This is a genomic window from uncultured Ruegeria sp. (assembly GCF_947504215.1).
Classification (GTDB): Bacteria; Pseudomonadota; Alphaproteobacteria; order Rhodobacterales; family Rhodobacteraceae; genus Ruegeria.
Genome location: NZ_CANNGO010000001.1, coordinates 828,748 through 847,235, shown reverse-complemented (window position 1 = coordinate 847,235; position 18,488 = coordinate 828,748). Strand labels below are relative to the sequence as shown.

At 56.4% G+C, this 18,488-nt stretch carries 16 protein-coding genes; 11 read left to right on the top strand and 5 right to left on the bottom strand.

Annotation, left to right across the window (positions count from 1 at the left end; all coding sequences use genetic code 11):
* Positions 1–50: 50 nt before the first annotated feature.
* Positions 51–929 (bottom strand): glutathione-dependent disulfide-bond oxidoreductase, encoded by an 879-nt coding sequence (gene yghU, locus Q1B21_RS04145; RefSeq protein ID WP_299886231.1) that lies wholly within the window; start codon positions 927–929, stop codon positions 51–53.
* Positions 930–1,177: 248 nt separating this feature from the next.
* Here yghU and Q1B21_RS04140 point away from each other — a divergent pair, with 248 nt between their 5' ends.
* Positions 1,178–1,696 carry a YHS domain-containing (seleno)protein gene (locus Q1B21_RS04140; protein ID WP_299886228.1) on the top strand — a complete coding sequence of 173 codons (519 nt, stop codon included), beginning with the start codon at positions 1,178–1,180 and terminating at the stop codon, positions 1,694–1,696.
* A gap of 60 nt (positions 1,697–1,756) precedes the next feature.
* Here Q1B21_RS04140 and Q1B21_RS04135 read toward each other — a convergent pair whose 3' ends face one another.
* The gene (locus tag Q1B21_RS04135; protein WP_299886225.1) at positions 1,757–2,425 is read right to left on the bottom strand and encodes a J domain-containing protein; all 669 of its coding nucleotides are present in this window, start codon (positions 2,423–2,425) and stop codon (positions 1,757–1,759) included.
* 240 nt (positions 2,426–2,665) lie between these two features.
* Positions 2,666–3,532, bottom strand: a complete 867-nt coding sequence (metF, locus tag Q1B21_RS04130; RefSeq protein ID WP_299886222.1) for a methylenetetrahydrofolate reductase [NAD(P)H] — start codon at positions 3,530–3,532, stop codon at positions 2,666–2,668.
* 94 nt (positions 3,533–3,626) lie between these two features.
* On the opposite strand from metF, the gene Q1B21_RS04125 reads away from it, so the two are divergent.
* A complete protein-coding gene (locus Q1B21_RS04125) occupies positions 3,627–4,532 on the top strand; it encodes a LysR family transcriptional regulator (protein ID WP_298933608.1) in 906 nt (301 codons plus the stop codon).
* 98 nt (positions 4,533–4,630) lie between these two features.
* Positions 4,631–5,416: an inositol monophosphatase family protein gene (locus Q1B21_RS04120; protein ID WP_298933606.1), complete on the top strand. Its 786-nt coding sequence runs from the start codon at positions 4,631–4,633 to the stop codon at positions 5,414–5,416.
* A 24-nt stretch (positions 5,417–5,440) separates the two neighbouring features.
* On the opposite strand, the gene Q1B21_RS04115 is transcribed toward Q1B21_RS04120, so the two are convergent.
* Positions 5,441–6,184: a rhomboid family intramembrane serine protease gene (locus Q1B21_RS04115; protein ID WP_299886218.1), complete on the bottom strand. Its 744-nt coding sequence runs from the start codon at positions 6,182–6,184 to the stop codon at positions 5,441–5,443.
* A 42-nt stretch (positions 6,185–6,226) separates the two neighbouring features.
* Positions 6,227–9,625: a bifunctional proline dehydrogenase/L-glutamate gamma-semialdehyde dehydrogenase PutA gene (putA, locus tag Q1B21_RS04110; RefSeq protein ID WP_299886215.1), complete on the bottom strand. Its 3,399-nt coding sequence runs from the start codon at positions 9,623–9,625 to the stop codon at positions 6,227–6,229.
* A gap of 102 nt (positions 9,626–9,727) precedes the next feature.
* Here putA and Q1B21_RS04105 point away from each other — a divergent pair, with 102 nt between their 5' ends.
* The 8 genes from Q1B21_RS04105 to Q1B21_RS04070 all read left to right on the top strand — a co-directional run bounded on the left by Q1B21_RS04105 (position 9,728) and on the right by Q1B21_RS04070 (position 18,486).
* On the top strand, positions 9,728–10,216 hold the full coding sequence (locus tag Q1B21_RS04105; RefSeq protein ID WP_299886212.1) for a winged helix-turn-helix transcriptional regulator: 489 nt from the start codon (positions 9,728–9,730) through the stop codon (positions 10,214–10,216).
* A gap of 223 nt (positions 10,217–10,439) precedes the next feature.
* Positions 10,440–11,441, top strand: a complete 1,002-nt coding sequence (locus tag Q1B21_RS04100) for a Gfo/Idh/MocA family oxidoreductase (protein ID WP_299886209.1) — start codon at positions 10,440–10,442, stop codon at positions 11,439–11,441.
* The gene (locus tag Q1B21_RS04095) at positions 11,441–13,012 is read left to right on the top strand and encodes an acyl CoA:acetate/3-ketoacid CoA transferase (RefSeq protein ID WP_299886205.1); all 1,572 of its coding nucleotides are present in this window, start codon (positions 11,441–11,443) and stop codon (positions 13,010–13,012) included. Before Q1B21_RS04100 ends, Q1B21_RS04095 begins: the two co-directional genes overlap by 1 nt.
* Complete coding sequence (locus Q1B21_RS04090; RefSeq protein WP_299886202.1) at positions 13,009–13,776, top strand: enoyl-CoA hydratase/isomerase family protein; 768 nt, start codon at positions 13,009–13,011, stop codon at positions 13,774–13,776. The genes Q1B21_RS04095 and Q1B21_RS04090 overlap by 4 nt, the downstream gene beginning before the upstream one ends.
* 4 nt (positions 13,777–13,780) lie before the next feature.
* On the top strand, positions 13,781–15,304 hold the full coding sequence (locus Q1B21_RS04085) for an aldehyde dehydrogenase family protein (RefSeq protein ID WP_299886199.1): 1,524 nt from the start codon (positions 13,781–13,783) through the stop codon (positions 15,302–15,304).
* A 59-nt stretch (positions 15,305–15,363) separates the two neighbouring features.
* Complete coding sequence (locus tag Q1B21_RS04080; RefSeq protein ID WP_299886196.1) at positions 15,364–16,614, top strand: ABC transporter substrate-binding protein; 1,251 nt, start codon at positions 15,364–15,366, stop codon at positions 16,612–16,614.
* 97 nt (positions 16,615–16,711) lie between these two features.
* Positions 16,712–17,605, top strand: coding sequence for a carbohydrate ABC transporter permease (locus tag Q1B21_RS04075; RefSeq protein WP_120631896.1), 894 nt, complete (start codon positions 16,712–16,714; stop codon positions 17,603–17,605).
* Positions 17,605–18,486, top strand: a complete 882-nt coding sequence (locus Q1B21_RS04070) for a carbohydrate ABC transporter permease (RefSeq protein WP_299076981.1) — start codon at positions 17,605–17,607, stop codon at positions 18,484–18,486. Before Q1B21_RS04075 ends, Q1B21_RS04070 begins: the two co-directional genes overlap by 1 nt.
* Positions 18,487–18,488: the final 2 nt, after the last annotated feature.

The following is an 18,488-nucleotide window of genomic DNA, read 5'->3' as shown; positions in this document are numbered from 1 at the left end:
CAGGACATCACGCAGCACCTGCGCGCCGCGTGATGAGGTATGGCGTAACGTTAGTCGACGCTGGCTTCCAGCTTGTCTTGGGTGCGCGTTTCGAAATCACTGGCTTCGTGACGCTCGTGAAGCTGCGTATGCGGCTCGCCAAAGGGACGATTGACCATGCGACCGCGTTTTACGGCAGGGCGATCATCAATCAGTTTGGCCCATCGCATGACGTTTTTGTAGGAATCTACATCGAGAAACTCAGCCGCGCTGTAAAGACGTCCCAGCACCAATTGACCGTACCACGGCCAGATCGCCATATCGGCAATCGTGTAGTCCTCGCCTGCGATATAGGTCTTGCCGGCCAGTTCCCGGTCCAGAACATCCAGTTGGCGCTTAGCTTCCATTGCAAACCGGTTGATTGGGTACTCCCACTTCTCAGGCGCATAAGCATAGAAATGCCCAAACCCACCACCCAGATACGGCGCGCTGCCCATCTGCCAGAATACCCAGTTCATGACCTCGGTGCGTTCGGGGCCGGACTTGGGAAGGAATTCGTCAAATTTTTCAGCCAAATGAAATAGGATCGACGCGCTTTCAAACACACGCAGGGGTTCTTCGCCTGACCGATCCCAAAGCGCCGGGATCTTGGAATTCGGGTTGGCGTCGACAAAACCTGAACCGAACTGATCCCCCTCGCCGATATTGATCAGCCAGGCATTGTACTCGGCACCTTCATGGCCGAGTGCCAACAACTCTTCGAGCATGATGGTCACTTTGACACCATTGGGGGTCGCCAGAGAATACAATTGCAGAGGATGGCGCCCAACAGACAAGTCTTTGTCATGGGTGGCTCCGGCGATTGGTCGGTTTATGTTGGCGAATTGTCCGCCGCTTTCGCTGTCCCAGGTCCAGACGCTTGGAGGAGTGTAAGTGGATTGGTCGCTCATCTTTTGCCTTTCTTGACGTTTTCGGGGCCGCGATCCCGACGCATCTACAGCTAATGTTGCAACTTTCATGTTCCAACCCCGAACATGGGACATAACCTGTAATAATCAGCGGGCAACTTCTCACGTTTTTTCGTCCGTGGTCACAGCGGCGCGAGCAGGACTACGAAGTTGGGAAGAATCGCTTATTGTCTGCGTGATCGCGCCAACACGGCACCCCTGATGCAGATGACATGAAAAGGATTGTCCTTATGAAACGTTTTGCCCTTTCAATCGCAGCGGCCATTGCCCTTGCCGTTCCGGCTTTTGCCGGTCCGCAATATGTTGATGGAACTGGATTTGCCGTTTCTGGCTACGACGTGGTTGCCTACCGCAGCCTGGATCAGGTTGCCGTTGGCCAGTCTCAGCCTGAACCTGTGCGTGGGCAAGCTCACATCACCGCAGACTATAACGGCGCTACCTGGGCTTTTGCCTCGGAAGAAAACCGCGATAAGTTTCTGGAGAACCCTGCCTACTATGCGCCACAGTATGATGGCCACTGCGCCTATGGCGTGTCGCGCGGCGGCAAAGTTCCGGCGAACCCGAACCTGTGGCGTATCGTTGATGACAAGCTGTACCTCAACATAACTGATGTTGTTGTCGGTTTCTGGGAAGAAGACGTCCCTGGCAATATCAATCTGGCCGAAGGCAATTGGCCCGGCATCGAGCCTGCGGATGCGTCGTCCAGCGTTATTCCCAAGTTCACTTCGGAAGGTCCCGTCACAAACTAAAAGTTTGTAATATGTAATAATCAAGCCCGGCTCCTCACGAGCCGGGTTTTTCTTTGCGACCTAACTGGCCAACCAGAATTCGTCACGCATGTCTTGATTGGCTTCAAACCTGATCCGAACACTTTTGGCGCCTGGAAATTTGCTTTCGCAGATGGTGTCGGGAACGACGACTTCACCAGCGCCTATGTCTTTTGATTGAAAGCTTAGCACTTCCGTTTCCATATGCCGGTTGTTGGTTAGAACACTTGTTGGCAAAGCCACGCGGTTTGCACCTTCACATACCGAAGTGGTTACGAAATAAGTCAGATTGCGCCCATAGCATCCTATGGCTTCCGGGACGTGATCCGATGCCTTGAAGTGTTCTCTGTCTGGCACGGTCTCACGTAACCCTGAGTCGTGTGAGAGCGCCTGTTCCGGGTTCAGCAGTGCCCGGCAAGACGTGATTTCTTGCTGGGCCAATTCGATCATGCGCTTTTTTAGACGCGGGCGCCGGGGCCGCCGCGCTGCAGAATTCGCGGCACCTTTGACGGTGAGCCCCTGTTTGCGCAGAAAGTCATAGGCAACTTTAGCGCGCGAAAAGTCGGCACAGTCACCGCCCGTGTGGTCTGGATGGGCATGGAAGGCAATCTGCCGCCATGCGTTTCGAATGTCATCCGGGCTGGCATTTGCGGCCAGTCCCAAGTCCGCCAGCGCGTCAGTGCGCGCATTTATCTTATCTACAGGCTCCATACTCAAATCACTCATTAAACTAAAAACAACTACACATCCTCAGTGTGAGCAGCGCCACATTTTTGTCAATTTTTCCAGAGCTTTGAGGGTAGTTGCCGCTACAATTTAGATGCGACGACCGGATTGTTCCGTCTTTGGAATTCGGCGAAACGCTGAGCTGTGAAATGGATCACACAAATATGGTCGCAAAAACACCCGGGCCGTTTAGTGACCCGGGCGTTTTGCAGGCAGGCTTGGGAATCAAGCGACGTTTTGCAATTCCGTTTTGGGCGTGATGCCCAACGCAAAGCAGACGTCGCGCGTCAGTTCCGGACGATTGAGCGTGTAGAAATGCAGCTTGTCGACGCCGCCGTCGATTAGGTCCGAGCACAGTTCCGTACACAGGGCGGTCGCCAGCAGGTCCTCGCGATCATCGCGAACGGCCTTGTCGAATGCCTGGTCCAGCCAGTTCGGAATATGGGCACCACAGCGCTGGGCAAATTTACGCGCGCCTTTCCAGTTCTCGATCGGCAATATTCCCGGAACGATCGGCTTGTCGATACCAGCCTTGGCACAGGCATCCCGAAAGCGGAAAAAGGTTTCGGCCTCAAAAAAGAACTGGGTCAGAGCTTCGTCGGCCCCAGCGTCCAGTTTGGCCTTGAGCCAGTCAATCCCGGCACTGACGCTTTGGGCCTCGGGGTGAGTGTCCGGATAGGCGCCGACACGAATGCAGAACATCTCGGTCTCAGCCAGCGCGGAAATCAACTCGACCGAGTTGGCAAACCCTTCCGGATGCGGTTCGAACCGGTCTTGGCCTTTGGGGGGGTCGCCTCTCAGCGCAACGATGTCCTGAACACCCGCGCGGGCGAAGGTGTCTGCGATGTCCAATGTCTCCTGCCGGGAGGCATCGACACAGGTCAAATGCGCAGCCACGGGCAGCCCCGAGGATTTGTGCAGAGTTGAAACAGCATCCCGCGTCAACTCTCGGGTCGTGCCACCAGCACCGTATGTGACCGAGACGAACCGCGGGTCTATTGGGGCCAGCGTTTGCACGGTGTCCCAAAGGCGGAATGACGCTTCCAGAGATTTTGGAGGGAAGAACTCGAATGAAATTTCAGGTTTGGTCATAACGGCCTCATTGGATCAATTAGGCCACTTGTGCCATGTGACGCATTGTGAGACAAACTCATATTGTTCAAGAACAACATGAGCGCAGTAAATCATGCATATTGAATTTCGGCATTTGCGGACAGTTAAAGCGATCCATGAATGTGGTGGGCTTGCGCGGGCGGCAGATCAGCTGAATATCACCCAGTCAGCGTTGAGCCACCAGATCAAAGGCCTGGAAGATCAGGCCGGGGTCGAGTTGTTTCTGCGTCGCTCAAAACCTATGAAACTGTCTGCTGCAGGCTTACGTCTGTTGCGCCTTGCCGAGCAGATTTTGCCGCAGGTTGAGGCCACACAGCACGAGTTTTCATCGCTCAGGGATGGCCGCACTGGCCGAATGCATATCGCAATTGAATGCCATGCCTGTTTTGAGTGGTTGTTCCCGGTGCTTGAGGCGTTTCGAAAGTCCTGGGGTGACGTGGATGTCGACATTCGTCCGGGTTTGGCCTTCGACGCACTGCCTGCGTTGCAAAAGGAAGAGGTCGATCTGGTTGTATCCTCGGATCCCGAGGATTTGCCAGGTGTCGAGTTTGTCGAACTGTTCGACTATAACGCGGTATTCGTTGCAGCCTCTTCGCATCCGTTGGCGCAAAAGGAATTCATCGAAGCCGAAGATTTCCGTGGCCAGACCCTGATTACCTATCCGGTGGAACGAACACGGCTGGACGTGTTCAGCCAGTTGCTAATCCCTGCACGGGTCGAACCGGCAACGATCCGACAGGTCGAACTGACGGCAGTCATATTGCTGTTGGTCGCATCTAATCGCGGGATTTCGGTCCTGCCGGATTGGGTCGTACGAGAGGTCAAATACAACTCGGACTATGTTACGCGACCACTGACAAAAGAAGGTATAACCCGCCGCCTGTATGCAGCCGTTCGCTCCGAAGATTTGGAAAAACCCTTTGTGCAAGAGCTGGTGAAACTGGCGCGTGACGAGGCGCGTAAGCTGCAGGCTCAGTAGCGGCGTTTCTTGCGGGGCAGCTATGCGCATCATTCCTCTTGGCAAGGGCGCCTAGCGTCAGTATACGCGCGGTTTGACCGGACAGGAGCCTTTGGACAATGGTTGGCAGTGCAAATCTCAACATCATGATCAAGGCCGCGCGCAAGGCGGGCCGTTCTTTGGTCAAGGATTTTCGTGAAGTCGAGAACTTGCAGGTGTCGATGAAGGGCGCGGGTGATTTTGTCTCCAAGGCTGATATCGCTGCTGAAGCAATTCTCAAGGAAGAACTTCTGGGCGCGCGCCCGACTTACGGCTGGCTGGCCGAAGAGGGCGGGTCGATCGACGGTGAAGATCCAACCCGCCGCTGGATTGTCGATCCCCTGGATGGTACGACCAACTTCCTGCATGGCTTGCCGCATTGGGCCGTTTCAATTGCCCTTGAGCACAAAGGCAATATCGTCGCTGGTGTGATCTACGACGCTGCTAAGGACGAGATGTTCTTTGCCGAAAAAGGTGAAGGCGCTTGGATGAACGATATGCGAATTCGCGTGTCTGGACGGCATCGCATGATCGAGTCCATCTTCTCGACAGGGTTGCCATTTGGCGGCCGTTCAGACCTGCCCGCTACACTGCAAGATCTCGCGCGTCTGATGCCCGCTTGCGCCGGTGTCCGCCGTTGGGGTGCTGCCGCGCTCGACATGGCCTATGTCGCCGCCGGTCGCTACGAAGGGTTTTGGGAACGCCGGTTGAACGCATGGGACATGGCGGCAGGGATCATCATCGTGAAAGAAGCGGGCGGTTTTGTGCAGCCTCTGAATCCCGAAGGTGATATTCTGACTGACGGTGAAGTCATTTGTGCGAACGAACCGATCTTTGACACGTTCGCCAAAGTGATCCGAGACTAAGCTCCTTACTTGGGCTGGCCACAGTCACTTGCGCGGAATCTTTGGAATTCTCGAACGGGACAAGGGGTATTTTGCCTCTGGATGTGGTGGGTGCCCGTGGGTTTGACTCCAAAACGCCATGCCCCCTCGCTTAAGCCACAGCGGAACGCATAGAAGCAACCCGACGACAAACCCGCCGGTATGTGCCCAATAGGCGACGCCGCCTTCGTCCGGGTTGCTGGATAGGCTGCCAAGAAACTGCATGCCCAGCCAGACGCCAAGCATCACAAAGGCTGGTATCGTGAACACGCGAAAATAGACGATCAGGATCAGCAAGATATCCACACGCGCCTTCGGGAACAGCAGCAGATAGCCGCCCATGACACCAGCAATCGCGCCAGAGGCCCCTATTGTCGGCACAACCGACTCGGGTGCGGTGATCACATGGATCAGACCGGCTCCGATGCCTGCGACGAGGTAAAAGACAAGAAACAGGACATGGCCCATTTCGTCCTCGAGGTTGTCGCCAAAGATCCACAGGAACAGCATGTTGCCCGCCAGATGCATCCAGCCGCCATGCAGGAACATTGACGTCACGAAGGTCTCGAAGGCCACCCCGTCGCTGATCCGCGCCGGGATGATCGCGTAATCGAAATAGAACCTGTTGATCAGTGGCGCGTCATTCATGATCCCGGCATAGCTGAGGAAGATCAGAATGTTCGCCGCCATCAGGGCATAGACGACGTAAGGGGTACGCCCCGAAGGGTTATGGTCGCGAATAGGAAACATGGCGCGACGCTGGGCTTTTCCGCGCCCAGCGTCAAGGCAAGGTTATGCCGCACCACCCAACAAGGCGGCGTTGCCACCCGCTGCTGTGGTATCGACGCAAACATGACGTTCGCCCAGTACACGCGTCCGGTCTGGCTTCCCCGGGATCAGGGGCAGGATAGGGCCATCCCGTCGGGCCAGAGACAGCTCGATCTGACGTGCAGTCTCATCATCGCCCCACCACAAGACGCCTGAGATTTCGGTCAGGTCTTCCAACCGATGCAGGTCCAGCATGCCCGTCGCTTGAATTGCAGTCCCACCAAGGGTCATCACAGACTCCGCTTGCGCGCGCGCCGCGGTTTCTCCGGGACCCATGCATAACAACGGTGGGCGAGGGTATTCGCTCAGGCGGTTGGACTCGCCGGTTGGACCTGGCAGAGATTGGGTTTTGATCGCGGCAGGTTGCGCCTGCGGCGCGGGCAGATCTGCCTTGGCGTCCCAAGTACCCGTCGCAGCTTGGCGATCCGGTGCACAGAACCGGGCCATATAATTGGGTCCGCCCGCCTTCGGCCCGGTGCCGGAAAGACCTTCCCCACCAAACGGTTGCGATCCGACAATGGCTCCGATCTGGTTGCGGTTCACATAGATGTTGCCCGCGTGGATCGATTCGGTGACGTGCTGCACCCGGTCATCAATCCGGGTATGGAGGCCAAAGGTCAGCCCGTAGCCGGTAGCGTTGATATCGGCGATGACCTTGTCGATTTCCTGAGCTTTGAAGCGCGCAACGTGCAAGACGGGACCAAAGATCTCGCGTTCCATGGCCGAGATACCCGAGACCTCGATCAATGTGGGGGCAACAAATATTCCTTTGTTAGGTGCGCCAAGTTCCTTGAGAACCCGCCCCTCGCTGCGCGCCTGTGCGACATGATCCGCGATGCCCTGACATGCCAGTTCGTCAATGACCGGACCGCAATCGGTTGAGATCATCCATGGGTTCCCAACCGACAAGGCGTCCATCGCGCCTTTGAGCATTGTCAGTACATCTTCGGCGATGTCTTCCTGCAGATACAGGCAGCGCAGCGCCGAGCATCGCTGACCTGCCGACTGAAACGCGCTCTCGATGATGGACTGAACGGCCTGCTCGGGCAGGGCTGTGCTGTCGACGATCATTGCGTTAAGACCACCGGTTTCCGCAATCAGCGGCGTTCCGGGGCGCATGTTCTCGGCCATTGCTGTTCTGATCTTCAACGCCGTGACGGTTGATCCAGTAAAGGCCACACCGGACACGCGCGCATCCGAGGTCAATGCCGCGCCAACAGCCGGGCCACCCGGCAGCAATTGCAACACATCGCGGGGCACTCCGGCCCCATGCAAAAGTTGAATCGCACGGTGTGCGATCAGAGGTGTTTGTGGCGCAGGCTTTGCCAAAACTGCATTGCCCGTGGCCAAAGCTGCCGCGATCTGACCGGAAAAGATGGCCAATGGGAAGTTCCATGGGCTGATACAAGTGAACGTACCAGCTGGATCGGAATCCGGGATATTGGCGGCGTAGTAGCGTAGGAAATCGACCGCTTCGCGCAGTTCCGCAACCGCATCGGGCAGAGACTTTCCCGCTTCACGTGCCAAAAGGGCAAAGAGTTCACCGTAATGCGTTTCGTATAGATCCGCTGCAGCGTTCAGGATACGGGCGCGTTCGGTGGCCTGAACGCGCCATTGGCTTGCCGACGCAAGCGCCAGCTCGACATCTTCAGCGCTCGCCTGCGAAACAGTACCGGGCACGTCTTGGGGATCGGCTGGGTTGACGATGGGTTCATCTGACCCTGGCTTGGCTTTGTCTGACAATAGCGGTCGAGCATGCCAATCAGAGGTTCGGAACTGGTCCCGCGCGGCGTCGATCATGTCAAGCGTCGGGGTGTGATACAGATCGAAGCCTTTTGAGTTTGGTCGTTCAGGCTGGAACAATTCTGGTCCGGTCGGCAAAGGGGCAGGCGGTGTCTGAATGGTGCTAAAGGGATCTGCAGCGACCTCTTCCGGCGGCACGTTCTCGTCTACGATTTGATTGACGAAGGACGAATTTGCCCCGTTTTCCAACAGCCGTCGGACCAGATAGGCCAGCAGGTCACGGTGTGCGCCAACCGGAGCGTAAATGCGGCAGCGCGTATCCTGTTGGTCCTTCACAATCTGATGCAGTGTCTCACCCATGCCGTGCAGGCGCTGGAATTCATACTGTTGATCCTCGGCCATGTGTACGATCGCGCTGACGGTATGCGCATTGTGCGTGGCGAATTGAGGATAGATGCGGTCGGTCATACCCAAAAGCTTACGGGCGTTGGCGATGTAGGACACATCGGTTGCAGCCTTGTGGGTAAACACCGGAAAGCCGTCGACACCTTCGACTTGCGCGCGTTTGATTTCGGTGTCCCAATAGGCACCTTTGACCAGACGGACCATGAGTTTGCGGTCGTGTCTTTGGGCCATCTCGTAAAGCGTATCCAGAACCAGCCCGGCACGCGGGCCGTAAGCCTGAACAACAATGCCAAAGCCATCCCAACCGGCCAGCGCCGGTTCGGCCATCACCGTTTCGATCACCTGCATTGACAGCGACAGGCGATCAGCTTCTTCGGCGTCAACGTTCAAGCCCATTCCGGCCGATTTCGCCAGCAGTGCAAGAGAGCGCAGGCGCGGGACCAAATCCTTCATCACCCGTTCTTCCTGGGCCAATTCGTATCTTGGGTGCAGTGCCGACAGCTTGACCGAGATACCGGGATTGGCACGGATGTCGTCGTGTGTGCAAGCTTCGGCAATCGCGGCGATGGCCCGGGAATATGACAGATGATACCGCGCCGCATCCGCGTCTGTCCGCGCAGCCTCGCCCAGCATATCATAGGAGTAGGTATAACCTTTCTCCTCCATCCCGCTGGCCCGTTTCATCGCGGACTGGATCGTTTCGCCCAGCACAAACTGGCGCCCCATCTCTTTCATGGCGCGTCCCACGGCGGTTCGTATCACCGGCTCGCCCAGACGCTTGATCGCACCCCGCAATGTACCGACCGGCGATGCCTTGCCTTCATCCAGGACTTTGCCCGTCAGCATCAACGCCCAGGTTGATGCGTTAACTAAAGATGATGAGGACTGTCCCAGATGTTTACCCCAGTCCGATGGCGCGATTTTATCTTCGATCAGCGCGTCGATCGTATCCGCATCGGGAACGCGGAGCAGCGCTTCGGCAAGGCACATCAAGGCGATGCCTTCGTCTGTGGACAGGCCATACTCGGCCAGAAAGACCTCCATCATACCGGGTGATGTGTTCGATCGGATGTCTCGAACAAGCTGCGCGGCTGCATCGCAAACTGCACTGCGATCTGCGTCCGTAAGGGCCGCCTGATGGATCAGGGCATCAAGAATTGCGGTCTGGTCCGCATAGGTCAGGGTATCGATACGGGTACGCAGGTTATGTGACATGGTTTCTCCGGGCTTTTTGTTAGTATATTCGCTAAATGACAGGACAACGGACCGAGTTTTGCTGTATTGTGGTCTAATCGCCTGAAGATTTAGGGAACTGAGATGCAAAAAGACTTTCCAACGTTGGATCGGTTTGACCGCTCTATCGTTAAGGTGCTTGCCGAAGACGGACGTATTTCGGTTGCGGATCTCGCCCGAAAGATTGGGCTGTCCAAATCGCCCACGCAGGCACGTCTGAAACGGTTGGAAGCCGATGGAATCATCACCGGTTATCGCGCCATGTTGGACCCGATCCGTCTTGGGTTGGATCACGTTGCCTTTGTCGAGGTGCGTTTGGCAGACACCCGTGAAAAGGCGCTGGCTGAGTTCAATGCGGCGGTTCGAAAGGTAGCTGAAATAGAACAGGCGCATATGATCGCCTCGAATTTCGACTACCTATTGAAAATTCGCACCGGTTCGATGTCAGAGTATCGCGCTGTGCTAGCTGAGAAGGTCTCTTCCCTGCCGCATGTCGCCAGTACATCCACATTTGTCGCGATGGAGGCGGTCAAAGAAACCGGAATGTTGGGTGCGCTGAACAGTGCGGGCTGAACGGCGCCCGTCGACTGAGACTGTGACCTGACCCAGGGTACGACCCAGCACAGGGCAAAGTCAAACCGATGCTGAAATGGCTTTCTGCAATGGTCTCTGGCAGCCAAAACTCTTTGGCTCGTTTAGGCCATACTACCCCGATCAGACGTGATTTGAATTTTCTTATTGCTAAGTTTGGAACGTTCCAGTAGTGAATTGGAACGTTCTAATTGGGGGATCTGAAATGGACTGGGTTTTTGTTGGAGCAAGTACAATCGCTGCCCAACACATGCTGAACGCAGTACGCCAACAACCGGGGCACGATGTGACCTGGATCGTTAGCAACTCTCCTGAACGGGTTCAGGTATGGGCCGATGATCATGGAATTGCGTGCGCGACGACCAACCTGTCCGAAGCGCTTTCTGATCCCAAGGTAAAGGCTGTCTACATTTCATCCACCAACGAAAAGCATCATGCGCAGGCCACGGCCGCCATTTCGGCAGGCAAACACGTGTTGTGCGAAAAGCCATTGGGGATGACCCAGGAAGAGGCAATCGAGATGGTGCGCGCGGCCGAGGCGGCGGATGCCGTCTTTGGCACCAATCACCACCTGCGCTGTTCGGGCAGCCATCGCGCGATTCGTGATCTGATTGCTGCAGGGCGCGTGGGGCAGGTACTGTCGTTGCGCATTCATCATGCCGTTCACTTACCAGGCAATCTACAAGGGTGGCGGATAAACGATGCAGGTGCCGGGGGCGGCGTGATTCCTGACATTGTGGTGCATGACGCAGATGTTACGCGCTTCCTGCTGCAGGAGGATCCGGCCTCGGTCGTGGCTCAGATGGCTAGCTCGGGCATGGGGCAGGGGGTCGAGGATTCTTGCATGTCTGTCTGGACCATGCCCTCCGGTGCGATGGTCATGACACATGAGAGCTTTACGCACCCTTTTGCCGGATCAGGTTTGGAGGTGCACGGAACGCACGGAACGATTTTTGCAAAGGGCATTATGACCCAAAGCCCGATTGGCGACATCACCTTGGTGACCGAGGCCGGTCAGGAAAACATCTCGTACTCGGATCATGACCTGTATGTTCAAGGCGTTTCTGAGTTTGTTGCCGCCGCCACAGGACAGGGTCGGCCTGCCGCCGATGGCCCGGATGGGGTAAAATCTCTTTCTGTGGCACTTTGCGTGCGTAAAGCTGCCGCGACAGGGCAGCGGGTTAATGTCGATTACGGTGGGCTCTGATGGCCAAGCTTGTATCCGCATCCCAGGCTGTTTCTCGCATCCCAGACGATGCAGTGGTGACGGTGTCGTCATCTTCCGCCTTGGGATGCCCCGATCTAGTACTCGAAGCCATAGGTCAGCGGTTTCAGGCCGAAGGGCATCCGCGCAACATCACAACACTTCACCCCATCGCGGCAGGGGACATGTACGGGGTAAAGGGTATGGAGCATCTGGCCCAAGACGGGCTGCTGAGCCGCGTTTTGGCCGGATCGTACCCTTCGGGCCCTTCAAGCCTTGAGATGCCTGAAATCTGGAAGATGATCGTCGAGGATCGGGTGGCAGCCTATAACGTTCCCTCGGGCATTCTGTACGATATGCACCGCGAGGCTGCTGCAAGGCGGCCCGGCGTGTTAACCCAAGTCGGATTGGATACCTTTGTTGATCCGGTCCGAGAAGGCTGTGCGATGAATGCGCGCGGTGCGGATGCACCGATCGTGGCTCGGGCAGAATTCGATGGTCAGACCTGGTTACACTTTCCCAACATCGTTCCGAACGTTTGTATTATGCGCGCCACCACGGCGGATGAATTCGGAAATCTGACATACGAACATGAAGGTGCGTATCTGGGTGGGTTGGAGCAGGCAATCTGCGTGCGCAACCACGGTGGGCTGGTGATCGCACAGGTTCAGCGAGTCACTGCTGCGGGCAGTCTGCGGCCCCATGATGTGCGTGTCCCGGGTCATCTGGTTGACCTGATTGTTGAGGACCCGCTTCAGAAACAGACCACTGAGACACCCTATGATCCGGCGATATCAGGACAGGTCATGCGTCCCTGGGATAGTTTTTCTCTAGCAGAACACGGTGTCGAGAAGGTCATCGCGCGCCGGGCCGCTTTGGAGTTGCGCAAGGGGATGAGCGCGAATCTGGGCTTTGGGATCAGCGCAATGGTCCCGCGTATTCTACTGGAAGAGGGCCACCCGCAGGCAGTGACCTGGGCCATTGAGCAAGGTGCCGTGGGTGGTGTGCCCCTGACTGGATTTGCGTTTGGATGCGCGTCCAATGCCCATGCCTACGTACCGTCGCCACAACAGTTCATCTACTTTCAGGGCGGTGGGTTCGATATGTCTTTCCTGTCGTTCCTCGAGGTGGATGTCGAAGGCAATGTGAACGTCTCCAAGTTAGGCAAAAAACCTTACCTGACAGCGGGATGCGGTGGTTTTGTTGATATAACCGCGCGGGCGAAGAAAATCGTATTTTCCGGTTGGTTCGAGGCAGGCGCCAAGATCGATCTGGGATCAGATGGTATCAAAGTCGCAGCGCCCGGAAAATTCACCAAGATGGTGGACCAGGTCGAACATGTCACCTTCTCGGGGCGCCGTGCGCGCGAGACGGGTCAAGACGTTCTATACGTCACCGAGCGTTGCGTGATCCGCTTGACTGAGGGCGGTTTGGTCGCGAACGAGATCATGCCCGGTATTGATCCGCAACGCGATATCGTCGACGCGTCCGGCGGGCGTATATCCGTGGCAGAAAACGCCAAACTCATGCCCGGTAAGCTTTTTGCCGAAGGCCCGATGGGGATGACCCCATGAGCGGGATTGGTTTTCATATCGACGGGTCAACGGCAGTCTTAACGTTGGACAACGCGGCCAAACTGAATGCTTTAACGAAGCAGATGTTGGATGCGCTGGAAGCGCGGGTTCAGCAAGTTGAGCGCGACAGCTCACTACGAAGCTTGATCGTAACCGGTGCGGGCCACAAGGCGTTTTGCTGCGGCGCCGACATTGGCGCATGGGGTGACTTAAGCCCGGCTGAGTTTTCGCGCCATTGGGTGCGGGACGGACATCGGATTTTTGACCGGTTGGCGCGGCTGGGCAAGCCGACGATTGCCGCGATTAACGGCCATGCATTTGGCGGAGGGCTGGAATTGGCCAGTTGTTGTGATCTGCGGCTTGTGGCCCCCCGTGCGACGCTGGCCTTGCCAGAGGCACGCGTCGGGATTGTGCCTGGTTGGTCAGGAACGCAGCGGCTGACCCGGCTGATCCCGGAAGGCGCTGTGAAAGAGATGGCGCTGTTTGGCCGTCGTATTGGGGCGGAACGCGCTGTTGAACTAGGTTTCGCGGCCGAGGTGGCAGACGATCCACTGGCCCGCGCGCTTGAGATGGTGGCTGACATACAAGGCTTGTCCCCGCGTGCCGTGGAAATCTCAAAAAACATGATCCATGCAGCGGTTGGCGAAGACACGCAGGCCGTCGTCGAAGCCCTCGGTAGCGCTGCGGCTGCGGCTTCAGCGGATCGCGACGAAGGTGTTGCGGCCTTTAAGGAAAAACGAAACCCTCAGTTTTCAGGCCTTTGACAAGATGAAAGATCTTTCGATCAACCCGGCAATTTCTTTCGATCTGCCCGAACCTTTCGAAGGTCGGCACCTGATCAACGGTGTTTTTTGTGACAGCGCATCTGGTGAGACCTTCGAACGCCACTCCCCGTCGCATGGGCACATCGTCAGCCGATCCGCATTGGGCGGAGAGGCTGAGGCTGAGAAAGCGATTGAAGCGGCCCGCGCGGCTTTTGACAGCGGGGTCTGGAGCCGGGCATCTGGCAAACACCGCGCATTGATCTTACTCAAAGTTGCGGACTTGATTGAGTGCAATGTCGACCGCATCGCGTTGATGGAAACACTGGAAAGCGGTAAGCCGATCAGCCAGTCCCAGGCAGAAGTCGGTGGTGCTGCAGATTTGTGGCGCTATGCGGCCTCGCTGGCACGCAGCACACATGGGGACAGTCACAACACGCTGGGTGAAGACATAGTAGGCATGGTTCTGAAAGAGCCTATCGGCGTAGTGTCGATCATCACGCCGTGGAACTTCCCATTTTGGATTCTCAGCCAGAAACTGCCCTTTGCACTGGCGGCGGGCTGCACCGTCGTGGTGAAACCGTCAGAGATGACGCCTTCGACAACCCTGATGCTGGGTGAGCTGCTGGTCGAGGCAGGTCTACCAGCTGGTGTCTGCAATATTGTGCTTGGGTACGGTGTGCCGGTTGGTAGCTTGATGTCCAGCCACCCGGCCGTAGATATGGTGAGCTTCACGGGGTCGACGGGGGTTGGCAAAACCATTAGCGCAACAGCGTCGGACACGCTTAAGAAAGTGGCTCTGGAACTAGGCGGCAAGAACCCCCAAGTGATCTTCCCGGATGCCGATTTGGATGCTGCTGCGGATGCTATTGTTTTTGGTGTCTATTTCAACGTAGGGCAGTGCTGCAACTCAAGCAGTCGGATTATCGTGCATGAAGATATTGCAGAAGATTTCCGCGACCGTGTTGTTGACCTGTCTCGCAAGGTCAAGTTCGGCGATCCGCTGGATCCAACTACGCAAGTGGGCGCAATCGTAACCCCGCAGCACAACTTGAAAATTGATGCTTATGTCAAGGAAGCCGAGGCCAATGGCGCGACTGTTGTGCTTGGCGGTGCTCCGTTGAACGTCGAAGGTCTGGGCAATCAGTTCTATCAGCCAACAGTGATAGACGAGGTCACTCCCGACATGCCCATCGCACGGGACGAAGTGTTTGGCCCGGTTCTTTCCATCCTGACGTTCAAAACACTGGACGAGGCCGTTACACTGACCAATGATAGCGCTTACGGTCTGTCCGCAGGCGCGTGGAGTGAGAGTGTTCACACCTGCCTTGAATTCGCCCGTCGTGCAGAAACGGGAACGGTCTGGACCAACACCTGGATGGATGGATTTCCCGAAGTTGCCTTCGGTGGGTTCAAGCAATCAGGGCAGGGACGAGAGATTGGACGATATGGGTTCGAGGAATTCTTTGAAGTGAAATCTGTGGTTATGCGGATCGGCAACAGCCGGACGCGATGGGTGCAGGAAAGCTAACAACAGGCACTTAAAAAAGGTGCTCAACGAACGACGATCGCATTTAGGGAGGAAACATAATGCGTAAACTACTCAAGACAAAGTCGGTCATTGTGGCCGGACTGCTGTGCACGTCCAGCCTCGCCCAGGCCGAAGAGGTCGAAGTTCTGCATTGGTGGACGTCAGGCGGCGAAGCCGCAGCGCTGAACGTCCTGAAGGACGATTTGTCAGGACAGGGCGTTGGCTGGACCGATATGCCTGTTGCAGGCGGCGGTGGTGAACAGGCGATGACCGTTTTGCGGGCGCGCGTTACTGCAGGCAATGCACCAACCGCCGTACAGGGTCTGGGTTTTGATATTCAGGACTGGGCCGCACAGGGTGCGCTGGCTGACTTGAATGACGTTGCTGCCAAAGAAGGCTGGGACAACGTTGTACCTGACGCGTTGAAAGCGTTTGCCAAGCATGACGGTAAGTGGGTGTCTGCGCCTGTCAACGTCCACTCGACCAACTGGGTTTGGGCGAACAAGGCCGTGCTGGACGCAAATGGTATCGCGCAACCAGCCAGCTGGGACGAATTTGTTGCAGCCGTCGAGGCGTTGAAAGCCGCGGGTATTACGCCGATCGCACATGGTGGTCAGGCATGGCAGGACGCGACCATATTTGATGCGGTTGCGATGTCGACCCTGGGCCCGGATGGCTACAAGGCGGCGTTTGTTGATCTGGACGAAGGCACACTTGGCGGAGACGCAATGAAAGAAGCCTTCGACCGCATGGCCTTTATCCGTGACAACGTTGACGAAAACTTCTCGGGCCGCGACTGGAACCTCGCCACGGCGATGGTCATCAATGGTGAAGCCGGTTTCCAGATGATGGGCGACTGGGCAAAAGGCGAGTTTCTGAATGCGGACAAAGTTCCGGGTGAAGACTTCCTGTGCTTCCGCTTCCCGGGAACGGCCGATCAGGTCACGTTCAACGCCGACCAGTTCATGATGTTCGATCAGGGCGGTTCGGTTTCGGCAGAACAAGCCGCACTTGCCAGTGCCATCCTGTCGCCCGCATTCCAGTCGGCATTCAATGTCGTGAAGGGATCGGTCCCGGCCCGTACAGATGTCAGCGACGCAGATTTTGACGCCTGCGGTAAGCAAGGCATGAAAGATCTGGCCGCAGCAGCGGCATCGGGTAACCTGTTTGGTTCGATGGCTCATGGCCACGCAGCGCCCGCGTCGGTCAAGAATGCGGTCTATGACGTCGTGACAGCGCATTTCAACGGTGAGTACGACAGCGAAACAGCTGTGGTCGAGCTGGTTGACGCCGTATCGATCGCCAAGTGATCGAAAAGTGATCCTCCCGATGGGGCGGTCATTCGACCGCCCTGTCCCAAGAGGGCAATCCAAGCCTTAGAACACCACCACTTTAGGAGGACGCGCCATGGCTGTTTCAGCCGACGCGGATTTCAAGACACGCCTTCAAAACTGGATCCCGAAACTGGTCCTGTCGCCTTCGTTGGCGATGATGCTGGTCTTTGTTTATGGGTTCATCCTGTTTTCGGTCTACCTGTCCTTTACCGACAGCCGCATCCTGCCGTCATTTGGATGGGTTGGTTGGGAAAACTACGACAAACTTTGGCGGCTTAGCCATTGGGAAACATCTCTGATCAATATGGGCATCTTTGCGGGTCTTTATATCGTGATCTGCACCTGTATCGGGCTTGGCCTGGCGATCTTCCTTGATCAGAAAATCCGCGGCGAAGGTTTGCTGCGCCCGATTTACCTATATCCCATGGCACTCAGCTTTATCGTGACAGGGACCGCTTGGAAGTGGTTTTTGGACCCCGGTATCGGGTTGGAAAACGTGATGCACAGCTGGGGTTGGGAAAGTTTCGAGTTTGACTGGATCAAAAACCGAGACTACGCAATTTACACGGTTGTTCTGGCCGCCGTATGGCAGACCAGCGGCTTCGTTATGGCGATGTTTCTTGCTGGTCTGCGGGGGATCGACAACGAAATACTGCGTGCCGCACAGATGGATGGTGCGTCGAACTGGAACCTCTACCGTCGCATCATTATTCCGCAATTGCGACCTGCATTCCTGTCTGCGTTTGTTATCCTCAGCCATCTGGCCATCAAGACATTTGACCTTGTGATCGCCTTGACCGGAGGCGGCCCAGGCCGCGCGACCGAGCTGCCCGCAACCTTCATGTATTCTTACACCTTCACCCGAAATCAGATGGGGATTGGCGCTGCATCGGCGACGATTATGCTGATGACTATCGCAGCGATCATGATTCCCTATCTTTATGCTGAATTGCGGGAGAAACGCTGATGGCTCAGGCGACTCAGGATACCGCGATCCGCACCGGGCGCATCACGCGCACGCTGATCTATCTGGTGCTATTACTGTTCTCACTGTTCTATCTTCTGCCGCTTTACGTGATGCTGGCAAACTCACTAAAACCGCTGGAAGAGATTACCGGCGGCGGCATGATGAACTTGCCGCAGGTCTTTACCGTTGAGCCCTGGATCAAAGCCTGGTCGTCGGCGCAAATCGGGGTCGAGCCGACAGGCCTGCGCCCGTATTTCTGGAATTCCATCAAGATGGTGGTTCCGGCTGTCATAGTCTCGACCGTTCTGGGTGCGCTGAACGGGTATGTGCTGACAAAGTGGCGGTTCAAATACGACACTATCTTGTTTGGCTTGATGCTTTTCGCCTGTTTCATCCCGTTCCAGATCGTGTTGATCCCTATGGCACGCATGCTGGGTCTGATGGGGTTGGCCGGAACGACTTGGGGCCTGGCCCTGGTGCATGTGGTGTACGGTATCGGATTCACGACGCTTTACTTCCGCAACTACTATGCTGTCTTCCCAACCGAACTGATCCGGGCCGCGCAAATCGATGGGGCCGGGTTCTTTCAGATCTTCTGGCGCATTCTTCTGCCCAGCTCCGGGCCAATCGCAGTGGTCTCAATCATCTGGCAGTTCACAAACATCTGGAATGACTTCCTGTTTGGCGCGTCCTTTGCGGATGCCAACAGCCAACCGATGACGGTCGCGCTTAACAACCTGGTGCAATCGTCAACCGGTGTGAAGGAATACAACGTTCATTTTGCAGGCGCCATTCTTGCCGCCTTGCCAACTCTGCTCGTCTACATCGTGGCTGGTCGATACTTCGTCCGCGGCCTGATGGCGGGTTCCGTGAAAGGATAAGG

Bases quoted from the DNA above. Each gene is read 5' to 3' on its own strand.
- Q1B21_RS04120 (WP_298933606.1), top strand. From the start codon at position 4,631: ATGGTTGGCAGTGCAAATCTCAACATCATGATCAAGGCCGCGCGCAAG.
- Q1B21_RS04095 (WP_299886205.1), top strand. From the start codon at position 11,441: ATGGCCAAGCTTGTATCCGCATCCCAGGCTGTTTCTCGCATCCCAGAC.
- Q1B21_RS04080 (WP_299886196.1), top strand. From the start codon at position 15,364: ATGCGTAAACTACTCAAGACAAAGTCGGTCATTGTGGCCGGACTGCTG.
- Q1B21_RS04090 (WP_299886202.1), top strand. From the start codon at position 13,009: ATGAGCGGGATTGGTTTTCATATCGACGGGTCAACGGCAGTCTTAACG.
- Q1B21_RS04125 (WP_298933608.1), top strand. From the start codon at position 3,627: ATGCATATTGAATTTCGGCATTTGCGGACAGTTAAAGCGATCCATGAA.
- metF (WP_299886222.1), bottom strand. From the start codon at position 3,532: ATGACCAAACCTGAAATTTCATTCGAGTTCTTCCCTCCAAAATCTCTG.
- yghU (WP_299886231.1), bottom strand. From the start codon at position 929: ATGAGCGACCAATCCACTTACACTCCTCCAAGCGTCTGGACCTGGGAC.
- Q1B21_RS04075 (WP_120631896.1), top strand. From the start codon at position 16,712: ATGGCTGTTTCAGCCGACGCGGATTTCAAGACACGCCTTCAAAACTGG.
- Q1B21_RS04115 (WP_299886218.1), bottom strand. From the start codon at position 6,184: ATGTTTCCTATTCGCGACCATAACCCTTCGGGGCGTACCCCTTACGTC.
- Q1B21_RS04070 (WP_299076981.1), top strand. From the start codon at position 17,605: ATGGCTCAGGCGACTCAGGATACCGCGATCCGCACCGGGCGCATCACG.
- Q1B21_RS04140 (WP_299886228.1), top strand. From the start codon at position 1,178: ATGAAACGTTTTGCCCTTTCAATCGCAGCGGCCATTGCCCTTGCCGTT.
- putA (WP_299886215.1), bottom strand. From the start codon at position 9,625: ATGTCACATAACCTGCGTACCCGTATCGATACCCTGACCTATGCGGAC.
- Q1B21_RS04085 (WP_299886199.1), top strand. From the start codon at position 13,781: ATGAAAGATCTTTCGATCAACCCGGCAATTTCTTTCGATCTGCCCGAA.
- Q1B21_RS04135 (WP_299886225.1), bottom strand. From the start codon at position 2,425: ATGGAGCCTGTAGATAAGATAAATGCGCGCACTGACGCGCTGGCGGAC.
- Q1B21_RS04100 (WP_299886209.1), top strand. From the start codon at position 10,440: ATGGACTGGGTTTTTGTTGGAGCAAGTACAATCGCTGCCCAACACATG.
- Q1B21_RS04105 (WP_299886212.1), top strand. From the start codon at position 9,728: ATGCAAAAAGACTTTCCAACGTTGGATCGGTTTGACCGCTCTATCGTT.